General features: G+C 68.6%; 15 protein-coding genes. 6 read left to right on the top strand and 9 right to left on the bottom strand.

Translation table 11 applies throughout. The annotated features are described in order from the left end of the window. Positions 1-137: 137 nt before the first annotated feature. The gene (locus tag J7495_RS16700; RefSeq protein ID WP_294057929.1) at positions 138-584 is read right to left on the bottom strand and encodes a hypothetical protein; all 447 of its coding nucleotides are present in this window, start codon (positions 582-584) and stop codon (positions 138-140) included. An 89-nt stretch (positions 585-673) separates the two neighbouring features. Next, the gene (locus tag J7495_RS16695; RefSeq protein ID WP_294057928.1) at positions 674-2,218 is read right to left on the bottom strand and encodes a tetratricopeptide repeat protein; all 1,545 of its coding nucleotides are present in this window, start codon (positions 2,216-2,218) and stop codon (positions 674-676) included. Between the two features lie 303 nt (positions 2,219-2,521). Between J7495_RS16695 and J7495_RS16690 the strand changes: the two genes are divergently transcribed. The 4 genes from J7495_RS16690 (at position 2,522) to J7495_RS16675 (ending at position 6,533) form a co-directional block, all read left to right on the top strand. Then, positions 2,522-3,058 carry a polysaccharide biosynthesis/export family protein gene (locus J7495_RS16690; protein WP_294057926.1) on the top strand — a complete coding sequence of 179 codons (537 nt, stop codon included), beginning with the start codon at positions 2,522-2,524 and terminating at the stop codon, positions 3,056-3,058. Further along, the gene (locus tag J7495_RS16685; protein WP_294057924.1) at positions 3,055-4,236 is read left to right on the top strand and encodes a hypothetical protein; all 1,182 of its coding nucleotides are present in this window, start codon (positions 3,055-3,057) and stop codon (positions 4,234-4,236) included. The genes J7495_RS16690 and J7495_RS16685 overlap by 4 nt, the downstream gene beginning before the upstream one ends. A gap of 56 nt (positions 4,237-4,292) precedes the next feature. Further along, on the top strand, positions 4,293-5,696 hold the full coding sequence (locus J7495_RS16680) for a Wzz/FepE/Etk N-terminal domain-containing protein (RefSeq protein ID WP_294057931.1): 1,404 nt from the start codon (positions 4,293-4,295) through the stop codon (positions 5,694-5,696). A 90-nt stretch (positions 5,697-5,786) separates the two neighbouring features. Further along, a complete protein-coding gene (locus J7495_RS16675) occupies positions 5,787-6,533 on the top strand; it encodes a CpsD/CapB family tyrosine-protein kinase (RefSeq protein ID WP_294057922.1) in 747 nt (248 codons plus the stop codon). Positions 6,534-6,661: 128 nt separating this feature from the next. On the opposite strand, the gene J7495_RS16670 is transcribed toward J7495_RS16675, so the two are convergent. The 5 genes from J7495_RS16670 to J7495_RS16650 form a co-directional block, all read right to left on the bottom strand. Further along, positions 6,662-7,846 (bottom strand): glycosyltransferase, encoded by a 1,185-nt coding sequence (locus tag J7495_RS16670; RefSeq protein WP_294057921.1) that lies wholly within the window; start codon positions 7,844-7,846, stop codon positions 6,662-6,664. Next, positions 7,843-8,598 (bottom strand): WecB/TagA/CpsF family glycosyltransferase, encoded by a 756-nt coding sequence (locus J7495_RS16665; RefSeq protein WP_294057919.1) that lies wholly within the window; start codon positions 8,596-8,598, stop codon positions 7,843-7,845. Before J7495_RS16665 ends, J7495_RS16670 begins: the two co-directional genes overlap by 4 nt. Then, a complete protein-coding gene (locus J7495_RS16660; RefSeq protein ID WP_294057917.1) occupies positions 8,595-9,800 on the bottom strand; it encodes a glycosyltransferase family 4 protein in 1,206 nt (401 codons plus the stop codon). The genes J7495_RS16665 and J7495_RS16660 overlap by 4 nt, the downstream gene beginning before the upstream one ends. 117 nt (positions 9,801-9,917) lie before the next feature. After that, positions 9,918-10,958 (bottom strand): glycosyltransferase family 2 protein, encoded by a 1,041-nt coding sequence (locus J7495_RS16655; protein WP_294057916.1) that lies wholly within the window; start codon positions 10,956-10,958, stop codon positions 9,918-9,920. 2 nt (positions 10,959-10,960) lie between these two features. Further along, positions 10,961-12,619: a hypothetical protein gene (locus J7495_RS16650; RefSeq protein WP_294057915.1), complete on the bottom strand. Its 1,659-nt coding sequence runs from the start codon at positions 12,617-12,619 to the stop codon at positions 10,961-10,963. A gap of 421 nt (positions 12,620-13,040) precedes the next feature. Here J7495_RS16650 and J7495_RS16645 point away from each other — a divergent pair, with 421 nt between their 5' ends. Further along, positions 13,041-14,456, top strand: a complete 1,416-nt coding sequence (locus J7495_RS16645) for a hypothetical protein (RefSeq protein ID WP_294057913.1) — start codon at positions 13,041-13,043, stop codon at positions 14,454-14,456. Between the two features lie 9 nt (positions 14,457-14,465). Here the strand turns inward: J7495_RS16645 and J7495_RS16640 are convergent, their stop codons facing one another. Next, a complete protein-coding gene (locus J7495_RS16640) occupies positions 14,466-15,341 on the bottom strand; it encodes a sulfotransferase (RefSeq protein WP_294057912.1) in 876 nt (291 codons plus the stop codon). Continuing rightward, complete coding sequence (locus J7495_RS16635) at positions 15,338-16,336, bottom strand: glycosyltransferase family 2 protein (protein WP_294057911.1); 999 nt, start codon at positions 16,334-16,336, stop codon at positions 15,338-15,340. Before J7495_RS16635 ends, J7495_RS16640 begins: the two co-directional genes overlap by 4 nt. 240 nt (positions 16,337-16,576) lie before the next feature. On the opposite strand from J7495_RS16635, the gene J7495_RS16630 reads away from it, so the two are divergent. Continuing rightward, the gene (locus J7495_RS16630) at positions 16,577-16,858 is read left to right on the top strand and encodes a hypothetical protein (protein WP_294057909.1); all 282 of its coding nucleotides are present in this window, start codon (positions 16,577-16,579) and stop codon (positions 16,856-16,858) included. Positions 16,859-16,970 lie beyond the last annotated feature (112 nt).

Genomic DNA, 16,970 nt, shown 5'->3' with positions numbered 1-16,970 from the left:
ACCCGGCCTCCCAACGGCAGTATTCTATGGGAGGCCGGGTGGGGGAGCGGGCTGGTGCCGTCTCGAAATGCGCTCTTCCGCGCATTTCCAAACCGGCTCTCAGATCCTCCGATAAACCGGCTGGTTGAACCGCGTCTTCAAGTAACGTTCGGCATCGAGGAAGACGAGTGCGCTCCCGTCCTGATCGGCGACGTCAGCGTGCCGTCGCGGTTCTCATAGACTTCACCCGCTCGAAGCAGACCCTCGCGCTTGCCGATCGTCAACCGGAGCGTCCGGAGATCGGCTTCGGTGCCGAGCTCGATCCGAATCCTGGCGATGTCGCCGGTCGGGAATTCGGGCATCGGCCGGGTCCGGAAGGTGCCTTCGCCCCGATCGGCGAGCAGGTGGCGGTCTCCCGCAACGAACCGAGGCCAGAGCGACCGGCGATCGTCGTCCTGCGCAGCCGAGACTTGGACCGTCCCGCCGTCGGCCAGGCGCAGCTCGAGCAGAGTGGCCTGCACGAAGCCGAGCTCGGGATGCGGGAAATGCCCGGCGGTCTCGGGCCCATAAAGCGCCATCCCCTGCACCCGGGCTTCGACGAGCACCGCCCGCGCATCGCCTCGAGCGTCGCGGCGATCGCCTGATCGAAGTCCGAACGAATCAGTCCACCCGATGCCCGCGACCGCGCTGCCGGTCAGCCCGCCGGCGCCGTCGCATTGCTGCCCCCGCCGGTCTCGTCGGGCGTATCGGGCTCGGCCTGTTCGGGCGCGGTTGGACGGCTCTTGCAGCTCGTGCTGCCGAGCTTCGGGCAGAGTTCCGCCTGCATCCGTTGCACGCGCAGGCTGACCGGCAATTGCCCTGCCAGTTCGCCGATCGCGCGCGCGGCTTCCTCCTTCTTGCCCTGCTGGATCAGATAGGCGACCAGCCGCCGCGTCATCCGCAAGTCCTGCGGCGATTCGCGCACCCCATCGCGTAGGGCATTGGCGCCGAGCAGGTCGTCGCCACGCTTGAGCAGATAGTCGCTCAGCAGGATCCGCGCCGAGACGTTCGCGGAATCGTCGGCGAGAACGCGGCGCGCATCGGCGATCGCCTCGGTGAGCTTGCCCGTGCCGGCATAGAGGCGGCTGCGCGCGAGCAGGGCGCGCGGATTGGTGCCGTCGGCGCCGAGCGCCTGGGCGATGAGCCGTTGCGCCTCGGCAGTCTCGCCGCGCATGCCGATCGCAAGCGCATAGGTCGCCTTGGCGTCGGCGGCGCCCGGCGCGCCCGCGGGCCCGCCCGCATCCGCGGCGAGAATCGCGATTGCCAGCTCGGGGTGCCCGGCGTCGATCGCGAACTGGCCATAGGCGGCGCGCATCTCGAGCGAGACGCTGCGCGCGTCCTGGACGATCCTGTCGAGGTCGAGCGCGTCGCTGCCCTGCTTGAGCCAGAGGTCGAGGATCGAATTGGCCACGACGACATCGTCGGGCACGACCTTCATCAGTGCATGGACCGTCGTCCGCGCCTCGTCGAGCCGGCCGGCGTCGTAGAGCATGTCGGCATAGCGGAGCTGGATCGAGGTGTCGGCGGGCTGCGCCTGCGCCAGCCGCTTGGTCGCGTCCTCGAAGCCGGCGCGGTCGCGCCCGGCGGAGTAGACTTCGGTCAAGAGGTCGAGGCGCGAGGTGGGGTCGCCGCCGGTCTTGATCGATTCCTCGAGGGTGACCGCGGCGTCCTTGAGCTTGTGCTCGATCAGCAGCAGGCGGCTGCGCAGGATCAGCCCGTCGATGTCGGCGGGATTGGCGGTCAGCACCCGGTCCGAATATTGCCGCGCCGCCGCACGGTCGCCGGCGCGCAGCGCGAGCCCACCCTTGGTGATCAGGCCCAGCGGATCGTCGGGGTTGAGCAGCAGCAGCTGATCGGCATAGCGACCGACCTTCTCGGGGTCGCCCATGGTGACGCCGAGCCGGCACGCGCCGCGCAGCGCCTCGACATTGGCGCGGTCGAGCGAGAGCACGCTCTCATAGGCGTTGAACGCCGCGCCCATCCGGCCCTGCGCCAGGCTGATGCGGGCAAGCAGCATCCAATATTCGCTGATGTCGTCGCGGATCGCGAGCGCGTTGCGGATGTGGTTGCCCGCGCGCGAATAATTGCCTTGGCGGAAGTCGTTCGCTGCCGCGGCCGCTTCGGACGAGGCCTGGGCATCGTTCGAGCCGCAGCCCTGCAGCGCCGCCGATCCGAGCAGCAGCGCCGCGACCGGCAGCATCGCCCGCGCCAGGCGAAGCCTTGCGTGAACCTTCGAGTGAAACCGCTCTGCCACGTCCTTGATCGACGCCTCCCGTCCCCACCTTGCCCGCACGCCTTGCGCCGGGCCATCCCGGAACTGGACATGAGGTGCACATCTCGCCGCAACGCAGCAGCATTTACGCTTTTTCCGTAGCGCCTAAGGGCGCATTTGGTCTAGGCTGATCCGTGGATCAGGGAATGGGGGATGCTCATGTCGGCTAAACGCGGGTTCTTGTGCGCGGGTGCGTGGCTTGCCCTGGCGGCAGCTGCGGCAGCGCCCGCCATGGGTCAGGCGGCACCAGCCCAGAAATCCGAAGCACTTAAGGCCTATCGGATCAACCCGGGCGACGAGCTCGAAGTCTATGTCTGGGGCGAAGAGCGCCTGCAGCGCGAAGTGAAGGTCCTGCCCGACGGCACCTTCTCCTTCCCGCTGGTCGGCCGGATCGACGCGGTCAACAAGCTGCCGAGCGAGATCGAGGCGCTGATCACCGAGGGCTTGCGCGCGCAATATCGCGACCAGGTGCCGCACGTGACCGTCTCGGTGAAGGTCCCTGCCATGCAGTTCTTCGTCGCGGGCAAGGTCCGGACCCCCGGCACCTTCACCCCCGGCCGCTACGTCAACGCGCTCGAGGCGCTGGGCATGGCCGGCGGCCCGAGCGACTTCGCCGACCTGAACGGCATCGCGATCATCCGCAAGCAGGGCAGTGCGCTGGTGGTGATCAAGGTCCGCCTCGCCGACGTCCTCAAGGGCAACCCCACGCCGGCCGAGCTCGCTGCGATCCCGCAGATCGAGAGCGGTGACTCGGTGGTGGTGCCATGAGCCGCGCTCTCTGCAGCAGCGCGGCGCTCGCCGCGTGCCTCATCGCCCCGGGCGTCGCCATGGCGCAGACCGAGACGCGGGTCTCGGCCGACGTCTATGCGACCGGCGGCTATTCCGGAAACCCCTTCGGCGGACAGGGCAACAAGAACACCGGTTCGGCCTATGGCACGGTGGGCGTGAAGCCCCGTGTCGAGCTGCATTCGGCCAGGAGCGTGATCTCGGCCGGCGGCGACGTGCAGGTCCAGCACTATGTCCGCCGCTATTCGACGGTCGACAGCTACAGCGGCTATCTCGACTATGCCGGCACGCCGTCGGAACGGTTGAACACGCGCGCGCGGCTGTCGTTCGACGACGGCGTGATCGGCTCGTACAATTCGTTCGCGACGATCGACCCGACCGACCCGAGCGTGCCGACCACCGGTGACGACCTCAGCCTGTTCGGTTCGCGCGACCGGCGCCGCTCGTACCACGGCCAGGCCGGCGCGACCGCGACGCTGACCGCGCGCGACCAGCTCAACGTCAGCTTCCACGGCGATGTCGTGCGCTTCAAGCGGCTGCGCACCGTGGGCAACTACAACGGCTACGGCAGCACGCTGGGCTATATGCGCCAGGTTTCGGAGCATGCCCAGGTCGGCATCCAGGGATCGGCGTCGCTCACCGACTATACTGCGCGGGGCAACACGCGCGTCTATTCGCTCCAGGCGACGGGCTCGTTCAACCTCGCGGCGTCGTGGACGCTGAAGGGCGCGGTGGGCGTCTCGTTCCTCGACGACGACATGACGAGCGGCACCAGCAAGTCGCTGTCGGGCAACCTGTCGCTCTGCCGCAACGTCACGCGCTCGTCGATCTGCGTCAACGTGGTCAAGGCGGTGCTGCCGACCGCGGTCTCGGGCACGCGCGACCAGACGATCGCCGACGCGACCTATCGCTACCAGCTGACCGAGCACAGCTCGATCAATGCGCGCGGCAGCTACACCCATGCCGAGCGCAAGGGTCTGGGTCCGGCGGGCAGGAACGAATATTTCATGGGTTCGGTCGGATATGACCGGAAAGTGACCGAGCGTCTGAACGTCTCGTCGTCGGTGTTCTACCGTGCGATCTTCGGGGGCACCTCGACGCGCGGTGACGATTACGGCGGCCAGATCGGGCTGACGTATCGATTTGGGGATCCGAGATAATGGCGGAATCTGAGACTGGGGCTTACGGTTACAGCGAAGACGACGGCTCCAGCGGTATTTTCTCCAGCCTTCCCATCATCATATGGGAACGCCGCTGGCTCGTGATCATTCCCACGGTCCTGCTCGCGATCGCGGGCGTGGTCGCGTCGCTGGTGATTCCGCCGAGCTACCAGTCGCGCGCGGTGCTGCTGGTCGAATCTCAGGACCTGCCGAGCGACGACGACCGCAAGCCGACCACCGGCGAAAGCGAAGTCGATCGCCGCATGGCGAAGATCCGCGAGCAGATCCTCAGCCGGCCCGACCTCGTCGAGCTGATCCAGGCGCACGACCTCTACAATGCCTCGAACCGCGAGCAGCCGCTGTCGGCGCTCGTCGAGAAGATGCGCGCCGCGACGTCGATCACTGCGGTGGATGCCGACATCGACCAGGGCGGGCCGAACCGGCGCGGCTCGGCGTCGATCGCCTTCTCGCTGACCTTCGACTATCCGCGGCCGGCGCTTGCGCAGCTCGTCGCGCAGACCTTCGTCGACCGGCTGCTCAAGCTCGACGCGGCGACCACCCAGGCGCAGGCGCAGAACAGCGTGCGCTTCCTCGAGGACCAGGAAGCGACGCTGACGCAGCAGCTCCAGGCGGTCGAGAGCCAGATCAACCAGCTCGCCGGGAGCAACGGCCAGGCGCTCGCGCCGGGCGCCATCCCGAATCTGGGCGGCGGCGCCAACAATGAAGGCCAGATCGCCACGCTCGAGCGCGAGAATGCGCAGCTCCGCGCGCAGACCGGCGCGACGGCGGTCGATCGCGATCCCGGCGTCGTTTCGGCGCTGGCCGCGCTCAACGCCGCCAGGGCGCAATATTCGGACGACCATCCCGACGTGAAGCTCGCCGAGAGCCGGCTTGCCGCGGCGCGCCAGGCGGCGCAATCCTATCAGGCCAAGACGACCTCGAGCACGGTCGAGGCGCAGATCGCGGCGAACAACACGATGATCGCCGAGCTGCGCCGTTCGCAGAATGCCGAACAGTCGCGCGCTGCGATCGCGGCGGCGGCGGCGGCGCGCGGGCCGGCGATCCAGCAGAAGGTGGCGCAGCTCACCGCGCAGGCCGACCTGATCCGCGGCAATCTGGGCAAGGTCAGCAGCTCGCTGCTGACGGCACGCTCCAACTCGAAGATGGCCGACGAGCAGCGCGGCGAGCGGCTGTCGCTGATCGAGCCGCCGGCGCGTCCGGACCGCCCGACCTCGCCCAACCGGCCGCTGCTGATCGGCGGCGGGATCGGCGGCGGGCTGGTGCTGGGCCTGATCCTGGCGATGCTGGTCGAGATCCTGATCCGGCCGATCCGCAGCAGCAAGGAATTGACGAGGCTGACGGGCGAGCCGCCGCTGACGGTGATTCCGGTGCTTTCGAAGAAGCGGTTCAAGAAGAAAAAGCCGCCGCGCTTCGGCCGTCGTCGCCGGGCATACGGCTGATCAGGATACCTTGGGCGAGAAGGTTCGAAGTTTATGGCGAGTGTTTGGGAAGAAGCGCCTGACAATGGGCGTCCGGTCTCTCCGGAGTCCGTGCTGGGTGGCGGCGCGAGCGGCGGCACGCTGAGCCGCGCCGACTGGTCGCCGCGCGGCGTGTTCGGGTTCAACAGCCACGACAGCCGGTCGCGGCCGTTCAACCTGTTGCGCTCGCAGGTCCTCAAGATCATGCAGAACAACAATTGGCGGATCGTGGGGGTCACCTCGGCGACGCCGAACGTCGGCAAGTCGTTCGTCGCGTCGAACCTCGCCGCGTCGCTGTCGCGCATCCCGTCGATCCACACCCTGCTGTTCGACTTCGACTTGCGCCGCGGCTCGATCGCCAAGACCTTCGAGATCGAGGAGGGTTTCGGGATCGAGAGCTTCCTGCTCGGCAAGATCAACTCGCTCGGCGACGCCGCGCGCGAAGTCGCCGACACGCGGATGACGATCTTTCCGGCGTTCACCACCGAGCACAGCTCGGCCGAGCTGCTCGCCGGCTCGCGGATGCGTACGCTGGTGCAGGCGATGAAGAACCTGCCCGACAATATGGTGTGCATCTGCGACTTGCCGCCGGCCTTCGCCAACGACGACAGCGCGATCGTGCTGCGCGAGATCGACGCGTTTATCTTCGTGGTCGAAGAGGGCAAGAACACCGTCAAGCAGGTGCGCGACGCGATCGACCTGCTCCAGCCGACGCCGTGCCTGGGCACGGTGCTCAACCGCTATCGCGGCGGCTTCGGCGGCGACGACTATGGCTTCGGCTATGGCACGAACCGCGGGTATGAGGCCTATTATTCCTGAGGATTTTCAGGGGTTTGGACCTAAAGCTGCCATCCCGGCGAAAGCCGGGATCCAGAGCCGCGGGCGATGTCCTGCTTGACCCTGGGTCCCGGCTTTCGCCGGGATGACGATTCAGGGGGCGGAGCGAATCAGTCCTGCCCGACCAGCGCGCCGGCCACCGCGGCACGGATGTCGTCGCGATAACGCGTGATCGAGGCTTCGGGATCGAACGCCGCGAACAGCGCCGGCCCCGCCGCGGCGATGCGCGCGCGATAGCCTTCGGGGTCCTGCCACAGCGCGAGGATCGCGTCGGCGATCGCGGATGCATCGCGCGGCGGCACGGTGCGGCCGACGTCGAGCCCGCCCAGATAGCCGTCGATCGCCGTGCCTTCGGTGAAGAGCACCGGGATGCCCGCGAACAGCGCCTCGACGAACACCATGCCGAAGGTCTCGTTGACGCTCGGCAGCAGCAGCGCGCGATAGGCGGGCAGGCGCGCGAGCACTTGCGCGTTGGGCATCGGCCCGAGCAGGCTGACCGCCTCGCCGAGCTTGCGCTCCTCGATCAGCTTCCGCACCAGCCCGACCGACTCCTCGCTGCCGCCGCCGATCAGGTCGAGCTTGAGCGACGGCTCTCGCGCGAGCGCCAGCGCGAAGCCTTCGAGCAGCCAGGTCACGCCCTTGCGCTTCCAGGTGTTGAGGTCGAGCACCGTCACGAAGCGGTCGTTCGCCGGCTGGACGTCGATCACCGGCGCGATGTTGCGCACGATATTGGGCAGAAGCCGCTCGCGCGTCTCGAGCCCGGGGACATGGCGGCGGAACTCGTCGCGGAACCAGGCCGAGACGAAATAGAGCGCCGCCGCGCGCCGGCTCACCTTGCGCAGGAAGGGGCGCAGCTGCGGCTTGAAGCGGAACACCTTGGTCTCGACTTCGCCGCGCAGCGAGACGAGCAGCGGCACGCCGAAATGGCGGGCGACATAATAGCCCGCGAGCCCCTCGAAGGTCAGCTTGTGGGCGTGGACGATTCGCGGGCGGATGCCGTCAGCCTCGAGCCGCCGGATCGTCCGCTTCGCCGCCGCGCGCATCGCGCCGTGGAGGCCGAGGCCGAGCGGGAGGCCGAAGAACGGAAAGTCGTAGAGCTTCTTCACCGTGTCGGTAGCGACTTCGGTTTCCCGCTCCCCGCGGCGCGTGGTGCGGCGATAGGCGACGACGACATTGTCGAACTCGCCGAGCTCGCCGATGGTCCATTCGATCGCCCTGGTCGTGCGCGGGCGCTGCGGCGTGTTGTAGTCGACCGCGAGGTGCACGATCGTGATGCGCGGCTCCTCGCGGCTCATGACGCGCGCCGCCGCTGCGTCGCGCGCCAGCGCCAGACCATCGGGAAGATCGCGGGCCCGTCGACCAGATAGCGTTTCGCCAGCCGCCGCGGATTGCCGAGCAGCCGCCACGCCCATTCGAGGTTCGCCTTCTGCACCCACTCGGGCGCGCGCTGCTGCGCGCCGACCAGGAAATCGACCGAGGCGCCGATGCACAGCGCCGTGCCGGTGACGCGCCCGCTCTCGGCCATCTCGCGCGCGAGCATCTCCTGCTGCGGCGATCCCACCGCGAGCAGGATCAGGCGCGCGGGGTTGGCCGCGGCGAAGTCGACGCAGTCGGCGCGCGCGGCGGCATTGGTGCGAAGGCCGTGCGGCGGCTGGTGCTGGACGATCTCGACGCCCGGATAGCGTTGGGCAAGCTTGGCGGGATGGTCGGGCTCGCCGCCGATCAGGCAGATGCGGTCGCCGGCGCGGATCACTTCGGCGAAGAGCAGCGCGGTCAGGTCGCTGCCGGGCACGACGCTCAGCTCGACCCCGGCGAATTTCGCGAGCCTGGCGAGCACGCGGCTGTCGCACACCAGCAGCCCGGCCTCGTCATAGGCGCGGCGCACTTCGGGCGGCGCCTTGGCGAGGCGGACCATATGGTCGACGTTGGGCGTCACGACATAGGCGAAGCCGTCCGCGGGCGCGCGCGCGGCGATCCAGTTGCGGACTTCGGGCGCGGTCAGCGTGTCGAAGCGCGTGTCGAGGAAGGCGACGCGGCCGGCGCTCATGCCGCGGCCTCGGCGAAGGCGCCGGTGAGCCGGTCGAGGTTCACCGCGTCGCAGAATTCCTCTTCGATCCGCGCGCGCGCGGCGGCGGCGAGCGACTGGCGAAGCGGCGCATCGCCGGCGAGCCGGCGGATCGCCCGGCCGAGCGCGGGGACGTCGTCGGGCGGGACGAGCAGGCCGGAGACCTGGTCCTCGATCAGTTCGCGGATCGCGGGCAAGTCGCCCGAGATGACGCTGCGGCCCGCGGCCATCGCTTCCATCAGCACGACCGGGATGCCGTCCTTGTCGCCGTTGGTCGCGGTGCGGCAGGGGAGGACGAAGATGCCCCCCGCCGCGATCGCTTCGAGGCACTTCGCGTGTGGCTGCGCGCCGCGGAACTCGGTGCGCTCGGCGATGCCCAGCTCGAGCGCGAGCGCTTCGAGGCCGGCGCGCTCCGGCCCGTCGCCGGCGATGACGAGCCGCCAGCCCGAAAGCTCGGCCTGGGCGAAGGCGCGGATCAGCAGGTCGATGCCCTTCTTGGGCACGAGCCGCGCGACGACGACGACTTCGCGCGCCTCGGGGCGGATCGTCTCGGGAAGCGCCACCGAGCAGCGGATCACCGGCAGGCGCTCGGCCGCCACCCCGGCGACGTCGCCGTAGAAGCTCTGGTGCCAATGGCTGATGCACGAGACGAAGCTTGCACGGCGCAGCTTGAAGGCGAGTCCGGCGCGATCGGCGAACAGGTCGGCGGCATGGCCGGTGAAGCTGAACTTCGCCCCGAGCGCGCGCGCGATGTAGAGGCCCACGGTCGCGGGGACGTGCGCCATATGGGCATGGACCTGGCGGATGTTCTTCTTGCGCAGCCGCCAGGCCGCGCCGATCCCCATCAGCGCCTGGAGCGCGTGCTTGGCGCGGCTGCCCATCGAGGGATGGTCCGACGTCGCCGCATCGGCGAGCGCGGCGAGCGTCAGGCCCGGGCGCCAGAACAGCGCGAGCGGGAGCGTCCGGGTCGTCGCCGGGTCATACACCACGGTCGCTTCGTGGCGCAGCGCCTCGAGCCGCTCGTCCCAGGGAAAGGGATCGGAGGCGCGCACGCTCGCGGCGTGCACCGTCAGCCCGCGTTCGCGCAGCCCGAGCAGCTCGCGGAAGACGAAGGTCTCCGAAAGCGCCGGCAGTCGCGAAGCAATGTAGAGGATCGCGCCGCCCTCGCGCTCCTGCTCAGTCATGCGCAGCCAAAGTCCCCATTCGGCTTTCGGGCCCGGAACGGGCCCTTGTTCTTCGCGCACCATATCGCGGCTTGCTGCATCCGTCGACCGTCCCGCCGCAATGCAACATGAAACGGATCATTTATATTCGATCAGCTCCGATCGCCGGCCCGAGAGCCGGCCGCGGTGGAACTGGATCAGCCCGAGCAGTTCGGGGAATTTGGCGACCATCACCAGCACGCCCCAGGCATTGGCGGTCCTGCGCGGCAAGTCGCGGCGCGAGCGGGCGAGGCGGACCATGTTGAGCGGCCAGAGCGCGAGCAGCCCGAGCGTGGCGAGCAGGAAGATCGGGTGGAGGAAGGTGCCGAGCGCCAGGGTCGCGAGCGTCACCAGCGGCAGCGCGAACCCCCAGGCAAGGATGCTGCGGCACTTGCCCCGCCAGTTCGGCGCGCGCAGGCCCTGATGGCGGTGCGCGAGCTCGGCGAAGGCATGGCCGGCGCGCTTCGCCCGGCGCCACCATTGGCCGAAGCTGGTGATCGCGGCATCGTGGAGCGTCATCTCTGCGTCGATGCGGAGCAGCTTCCAGCCCGCGGCGCGCAGCCGGGTGCCGAAATCGGGGTCCTCGCCGGCGATCAGCGTCTCGTCATAGCCGCCGACCGCCCGGAACGCCTCGGCACGGCAGAGGATGTCGCCGCCGCAGACCAGCGCGGGGCCGACCGGGCGGTTCCACTCGTCGTCGCACAGCGCATTGTAGATCGAGGCTTCGGGAAAGCGCTCGCGGCGGCGGCCGAAGACGAGTGCGAGCCCCGGGTCGGCGCGCAGCGCTGCGGTGGCGGCGGCGATCCACGCGGACTGGACCTCGCAATCGCCGTCGACCAGCTGGACGAACTCGAGGTCGGGCCGCTCCTCGACGAGCTGGCGGACGCCGGCGTTGCGCGCGCGCGCCGCAGTGAACTTGGGCGGGATGGCGAGCTCGACCACCGACGTGCCGCCGGCCCGCGCCATCTCGACGCTGCCGTCGGTCGAGCCCGAATCGACATAGACGCGCGACGCCACGCCGGCGATCGAAGCGAGGCAGCGCCGCAGCCGCTCGCCTTCGTTGCGGCCGATCGCGACGACACCGATCTCTGGACCGATCTCTGGATCGATCGCCGAGGAAGCGTCCTTGGGCGCGCGCATCGTCAGGCGCGCGTCCCGTCGTTCCAGCGCCCGTCGGGCAGGATCGCGCCGGCGAAGCTGCCGTCGGCGAGGCGGAGCTGCGCGACTGACCTGGGGCTGGGCGCATAGCCCGGCCCGATGTGCGCGGCGATCTTCTGCGCCCAGGGCTGGGTCGGGTCGGCGACCATCGCGCGGCCGAGCGCATCGAGCGACGCCATGCCGAGCGACTGGGCGGCGGTGATGCCGTCGCGCGTCGGATCGGCGAAGCTCGCCTTGCTCTCGGGCGTGAGGTTGGCGGTCTCGGTCACCTGCACGCGCGGGGTGTCGCCGCCGGGCGACTGGGTGATCTTGCGGTTCGACCAGGCATTGGTGTTGCGCGCGAACTGGATGATCGTCGGGTTGGGCTCATATTCGGGCCCGGGCAGCGCCGAGGCGGCGAAGGCGTTGCGCGGCTTGGAGACCTGGGTACCGGGGCCGACGACGAGGCATTGCTCGACCAGGCTGCCGGGCCTGGTGTTGAGCACTTCGATGCCGAAGCCGCGCGGCAGCGAAGGCGTGATGTCCTCGGCGACGGTGACGATGTTGCGATAGCAATGCGCGGTCACGCCGTTCGGCGCTTCCTGCGCATAGCGCCGCCCGCCGCCGTGCTGGAGCGCGAGCGGGCAATCGATGAAGATATTGTCGTGGCTCGCCCAGTCGCCGCGCAGCTGCGCGCCGTGGCTCGAGGGCGAGAGGAACACCGAGCGGCGCAGCATCCCCGACGATTCGACCGCGCAATAGAGGCCGTGGTTGAAGATCGTCGGCCCGCCCAGCTCCTTCGCCGCCGAGCGCTCGAGCCCGTCGCGCCAGCCGCAGTGGAAGAAGACACAGTCCTCGATCGTCGTGCCCGTGACCTTCTTGGTGAAGATCCCCTGCGGCCGCTCGCTCGGGTCCCATTGGCCGAAGAAGGCGCACTGCCGGATGATGTGGCCCTCGCACGGCCGCAGCGCATTGAGCGTCAGGCTCGCGGCGAGGAAGGCGCATTGCTCGACCAGCAGCCAGTCGATCCCGACGTGGAAGCCGTATTTGAGATGCTGGAGCGTCTGGACATGGTCGAAGGTGATGCCGCGGATCGCGAAGTTGCGGTTGCCGTCGGACTTCATGTTGGCGCCGACCATCGGCTTCTCGCCGCGATAGGCGACCTGGTTGGCGAGCAGGCCATGGCCGCTCTCGTCGGCCGGGCGGCGGCGGTCGTAGCTCTGGATCACGGTGGGGAAGCGCCGGTCGAACGCCGCGAGCGTGCGCAGGTCGGGCGCCGGGGTGGTGAGCGTCGATCCGCTCGCGATCATCAACTGGTCGCCGGCGCCCCAATGTTCATAGGCCTTGGCCTCGGTGCGGAAGGCAGCGTCGGGGCTGTTGCCCTTGGCGTGGTCGTTGCCGTTCTGCGTGTCGAGCCAGAAGCGCTTGCCGTGCGGGCCGAGCGGCAGCTTCGCGCGGCCGTCGGGCGAGATGCCGGAGCCGATGCGGTCGTCGCGGATGTCCTGCGCCTCGCGAAGCAGGATCGTATCGGCGAGCGTCGGTGTGGGCTGGGCCTGGACCGAGCCGCCGCGCATCGGCAGCGCGAGATAGGCGGCGACGCCCGCGACCCCCGCGGCGCCTCCGATGATCAGCCCCCGCCTCGATACTGGCAGTATAATCGTCATGGCCGGAAAACCCAAACGCGCCGGAGGCAACCGAGATTGCTGTGCGCCGATACTTTGTCAGCAATGCGTCAAAATCTGCTGCGATGCAAAATCTGCCTCGTCGCGGGGCAGATGGGGCAGCGGGCCGCGCATTGCGTTGACCCCGCGCCGCGCTACACTTAGGCGTTCGCTTCGACTCAAGGGGGACATTGCGCACCGGAGCTGCCCACCTTCCCGCGCCGCAGGGCCGTGCTCGTCGCACGGCCGGTTCGGGAAGTGACGGTCCGGGCGCAGGGCGTGTCGTGAAGTACCGACGGAGGCTATCATCAAGCCACTGATATTCATCTATATCCTGTTCTTCATCGCCTATATTCCGCTTTACCTGTTCTCCGGAAATGAGCTGAGGAAGTACATCGGGCCGATCTTCGCGCTCTCGTACCTCGTGCTGCTCGCGACGGCGGCGCTCACGCCGATGCCACCGCTGTTCTTCTTCGCGGTGATCATCGTATTCGTGGCGAGCGTGACCAACGTCACCGATGCGCTGTGCCGATACGTCCTCTTCGTCGGGCTGCTGCCGCCGCTCCAATGGCACATCACCGCGGGCGGCTCCTATCTGTTCAAGGTCGACACGATCGACGCGCTGAACATCGGCATGATCCTCTGCATGTTCGTGCGCTACCGAGCGTCGCGCGGGCCGGGATGGAAGCCGCGCGCCGAGGATCTGCTGGTGCTTTCGATGCTGATCCCCTTCTGGATCGGCGAGAATCGCGGCCTGCCGGTCAGCGAGTTCCTGCGAGCGGGCGTGAGCGAGCTGCTCGTCGTCCTCTCCTATTTCGTGCTGCGCAAGAATCTGATGCGCGCGGTCGATTTCCGCATGGTGCTCGCCGCGCTCGTCGTCTCGGGCGTGATCCTCTCGGTCTATGCGGTCTATGAGGCCAAGTCGGGCTGGGCGGTGTTCGACCTGATGAAGCGGCAGATCATGATGGGGTCGATGCAGTCGCACAACCTCATGGTCCGCGGCGGCATGCTCCGCGCCTCGACGACGATGAGCGGGCCGCTGATGCTTGCCTGCTACCTCACCATCGCCTTCCTCGCCGCGGCGATCTCGCGGCGCGCGTTCAAGTCCGAGCTGGTATGGCTGGGCATCATGGGCGCGCTGGTGGTCGGCGTGCTCGCCTGCCAGTCGCGCGGCAACCTCGTCGCGATCGTGCTCGGGCTGCTCGTGCTGCTCGTGGCGCAGCGCCGCGCGAAGATCGCGGTCTTCGTCGCGGTCGGCGTGGGACTGATGGGCGGACTGGCCGTGGTCGCGGCGTCGCAATCGCTGTTCGCCAGCTCGTTCATCGGCTTGAACGCGGGGGAGACGCGCGGCGGCGTGAAGTACCTCGACTATCGCGAAGTGCTGCTCAAGCGCGGGCTCGAGGAAGGTGCGAAGCACCGCTGGTTTGGCGCGAGCCTGAAGAAGAACCTCGACGACATGTCCGACATCGAGGAGAACGGCGGCCTCATCGACTTGGTGAACACCTATCTGCTGATCTACCTCGTCTCGGGCATCGCAGGCCTGGGCGTGATCCTGGCGGCGCTGCTCGCGGTGATCCGGAACCTGCTGAAGTCGAGGCCCAAGAAGACCGAGGACCCGTCGCTATGGGCCTTTGCGGTGGCCGGGCTGATTGCCGTGATCGTCCAGCTCTCCTTCATGAGCTACATCGATCGCATGCCGATGCTGCTGATGCTCGTGCTCGCCGCCGCGCGCTGGGTGTCGGACCCTGCATCGAAGCGGGTGGCAACCGCCAGGCCCAAGGCTGCGCCGCGCCCCAGGCGGCAGCTGGTAATGGCGCGGCGGCCGACGGGTACGGCTTGAGGCTTCCGCTCAGTTCCGCGCCCACTCCAGCGAGCGGGCGCGGACCGTTTCCTTGAAGGTCGCGCAGCTGAGCGGGGTGCCGAGCATCGCGCCGAGCCGCGCCAGGTCGGGATCGAACAGCGTCTCGAGGCCGGCGCGCGCTTCGGCGCTCAGTTCGGGGCGCTCGCGCATCTGCCATTGCGACTTGATCCTGTCGCGCATCGCCTGCGGCACGAAGGTGCGGCGCAGGAACGTCGCGAGCGGGTTCTTCACGATCGCGTCGCGCAGCGGGCTCGAGCGCATCCGCTGCTCGGAGACATTGTCGCGAAGGTCGGGCCGCCACACGGGCGCGCCCGCATAGCCGAGGAAGGCGCAGATCCGCTCGAACTCGGCCTGCGGATGCGCGGTCAGCCGCTCGAAGAACACCGGCAGCACCTTGTCCTGCCCGAAGCGCTCGATCCAGGGCGTGATCTGCATCGCATAGCGGCCATAGTCGACCAGCGCGGGATGGCGCTTCACCGCATCCTCGATCGGCCCATCCATGTCGCGCTTCGACCAGCCGTGGATGAAGTGCGACACCAGCCGGTCGATCGGATGGCGCATCACATAGATGAAGCGCGCGTCGGGCAGATACTCGGCAACGCGCGGCAGCGCGTCGGGCAGGTCCGGCAGTTTCGTATAGTGCGTGCTCGATTCGCCACAGAGGTCGACCGCGCCCGCCCCGGCGAACAGGCCCTTGTACCAGTCGAGCCCCTTCGCCCATTGCTCGGGATCGCTGAAGAAGTTGGGCTCCTTGGGGTTCGACATCCAGAAGCCGGGTTGCGCGGCAAGCTGGACGTGCAGCGTGCTGGTGGCGCATTTCATCGCGCCGATGATCACGAAATCCGGCCAACGCTCGCTGGTCACTTGCCCCCCTCCGCAGGCCGGTACATCAGCCCGCCGGCGCCGTAATAGTTGGTGATGAAGTCGCGCCAGAAGCGCGGCGGGTCGGCACGCGGCCGCCCGCGCGCCCGGCCGATCAGCGTCCCCAGCGGATAGCCGATGATCCACAGCAGGTTGGCGAGGTGCGTCCGCGCGCGGCCGTAGCGGGCGATGAAGAAGCGCGCGCGCGAGGCGAACCAGTAGCGCGGGCGGCGGTTGAGCGTGCGGCTGGCGCCGGTGACGCCGGTCGACTTGCCGCCGAGATGGGTGATCACGCTGGCCGGGACCGTCCACACCTCGAAGCCGGCGTCCTGCGCGCGGGCGCAGTAATCGGCTTCCTCGAAATAAAGGAAATAGCCTTCGTCCATCCCGCCGATCGCTTCGATCACCGCGCGGCGGACCATGAAGCTCGAGCCGCTGACCCAGTCGACGCGACGCGGCGCCTCGGGGATCGGCAGCGCGACCTGGGCCTTGCCGAGCAGCTTGGTGACCGGCCCGAAATTGACCGCCGAGACCAGCTCGGTGCGCGGCGAGTGGAAGCGGAAGGCGGTGTAGCGCGTGCTGCCGTCCTCCCAGAGGCAGCGCCCGCCGGCGATGCCCACCTGGGGGTGCGCGTCCATGAAGTCGACCAAGGCGCCGAGCGCGCCCGGCTCGGCGCGCGTGTCGGGATTGACCAGCCAGACTTGGGCGGGGAGCGCGCCGCCGTGCCGGTCCTGGTACCAGCGGATGCCGACATTGTTGCCCGCCGCGAAGCCGCCGTTGCGCTCGCTGACGACCAGCGCGCACCAGTCGCCGAAGCCATGCGCCTCGATCGCGGCGGCGATCACCGCGGCGGACTCGTCGCCCGAGCCGTTCTCCACCACGACGACCTGCGTGTCGCCGCGCGCGCGGACCTCGTCGGCGAGCGACGCGACGGCGTCGACCGCGAGGTCGGGCGTCCGGTAATTGACGATCACCACGAGTATGGCCGCCTCGTGCATCGCTGTCTCTGCCCTCCGCTGGCGCGCCCCGGCCGCGCCCATGCCCTGTCCCTCGCGCATAGCATAGTCGAGGCGCTTTGCGATTGTGCAGTGCATATAAAATCGCCGCGCCCGCCCCGCGCGTGCCGTGGCGAGACGCCAGCGCGTTGAAGAAGCCCGGCTTTTTGGATCGGCGCCCTAGGGAAATATAAAGGAATCGCGCCCTAGAAGGTCAGTCCAATGCCAGCCTGACGGGGTGAGATGATGCAAGTGCAGAAGCGCATTCAGGTCGAGCTGCCCGAGCCCGTGCTCTCCGAGCGCGAAGCGAGTTCTACGGCGGTCGGCGCCGGCGGTCCGGTCGGCGACCTGATCGCGCTGCTCGATGCGCGCTTCGCCGAGACGCCGCGTCCCGAAGCGCAGGCGATGGCGATCGCCTACCCGGCACCGCGCTTCGATCCGATTCACTCCATTTCGGTTGTTGCAGGCTATGCTGCGCTCGGTGCTGCGCTGTTTGGGCTGGCAATCGCCATCGGGTTGATCTGAATTAATGCTCCAACCCACGGCGGATGCTTAATATTTGTCCCGTCGCGGATCATGGTGCACCGCCACATAAAGGTTGTGGCTGGATTAACGATCCTGTAGAAATTGTGTTCTA

It is taken from the genome of Sphingomonas sp., assembly GCF_017745215.1.
Taxonomy (GTDB): Bacteria; Pseudomonadota; Alphaproteobacteria; order Sphingomonadales; family Sphingomonadaceae; genus Sphingomonas.
The sequence above is the reverse complement of the archived record's forward strand: the minus strand, read 5'-3'. Positions and strand labels throughout refer to the sequence as shown.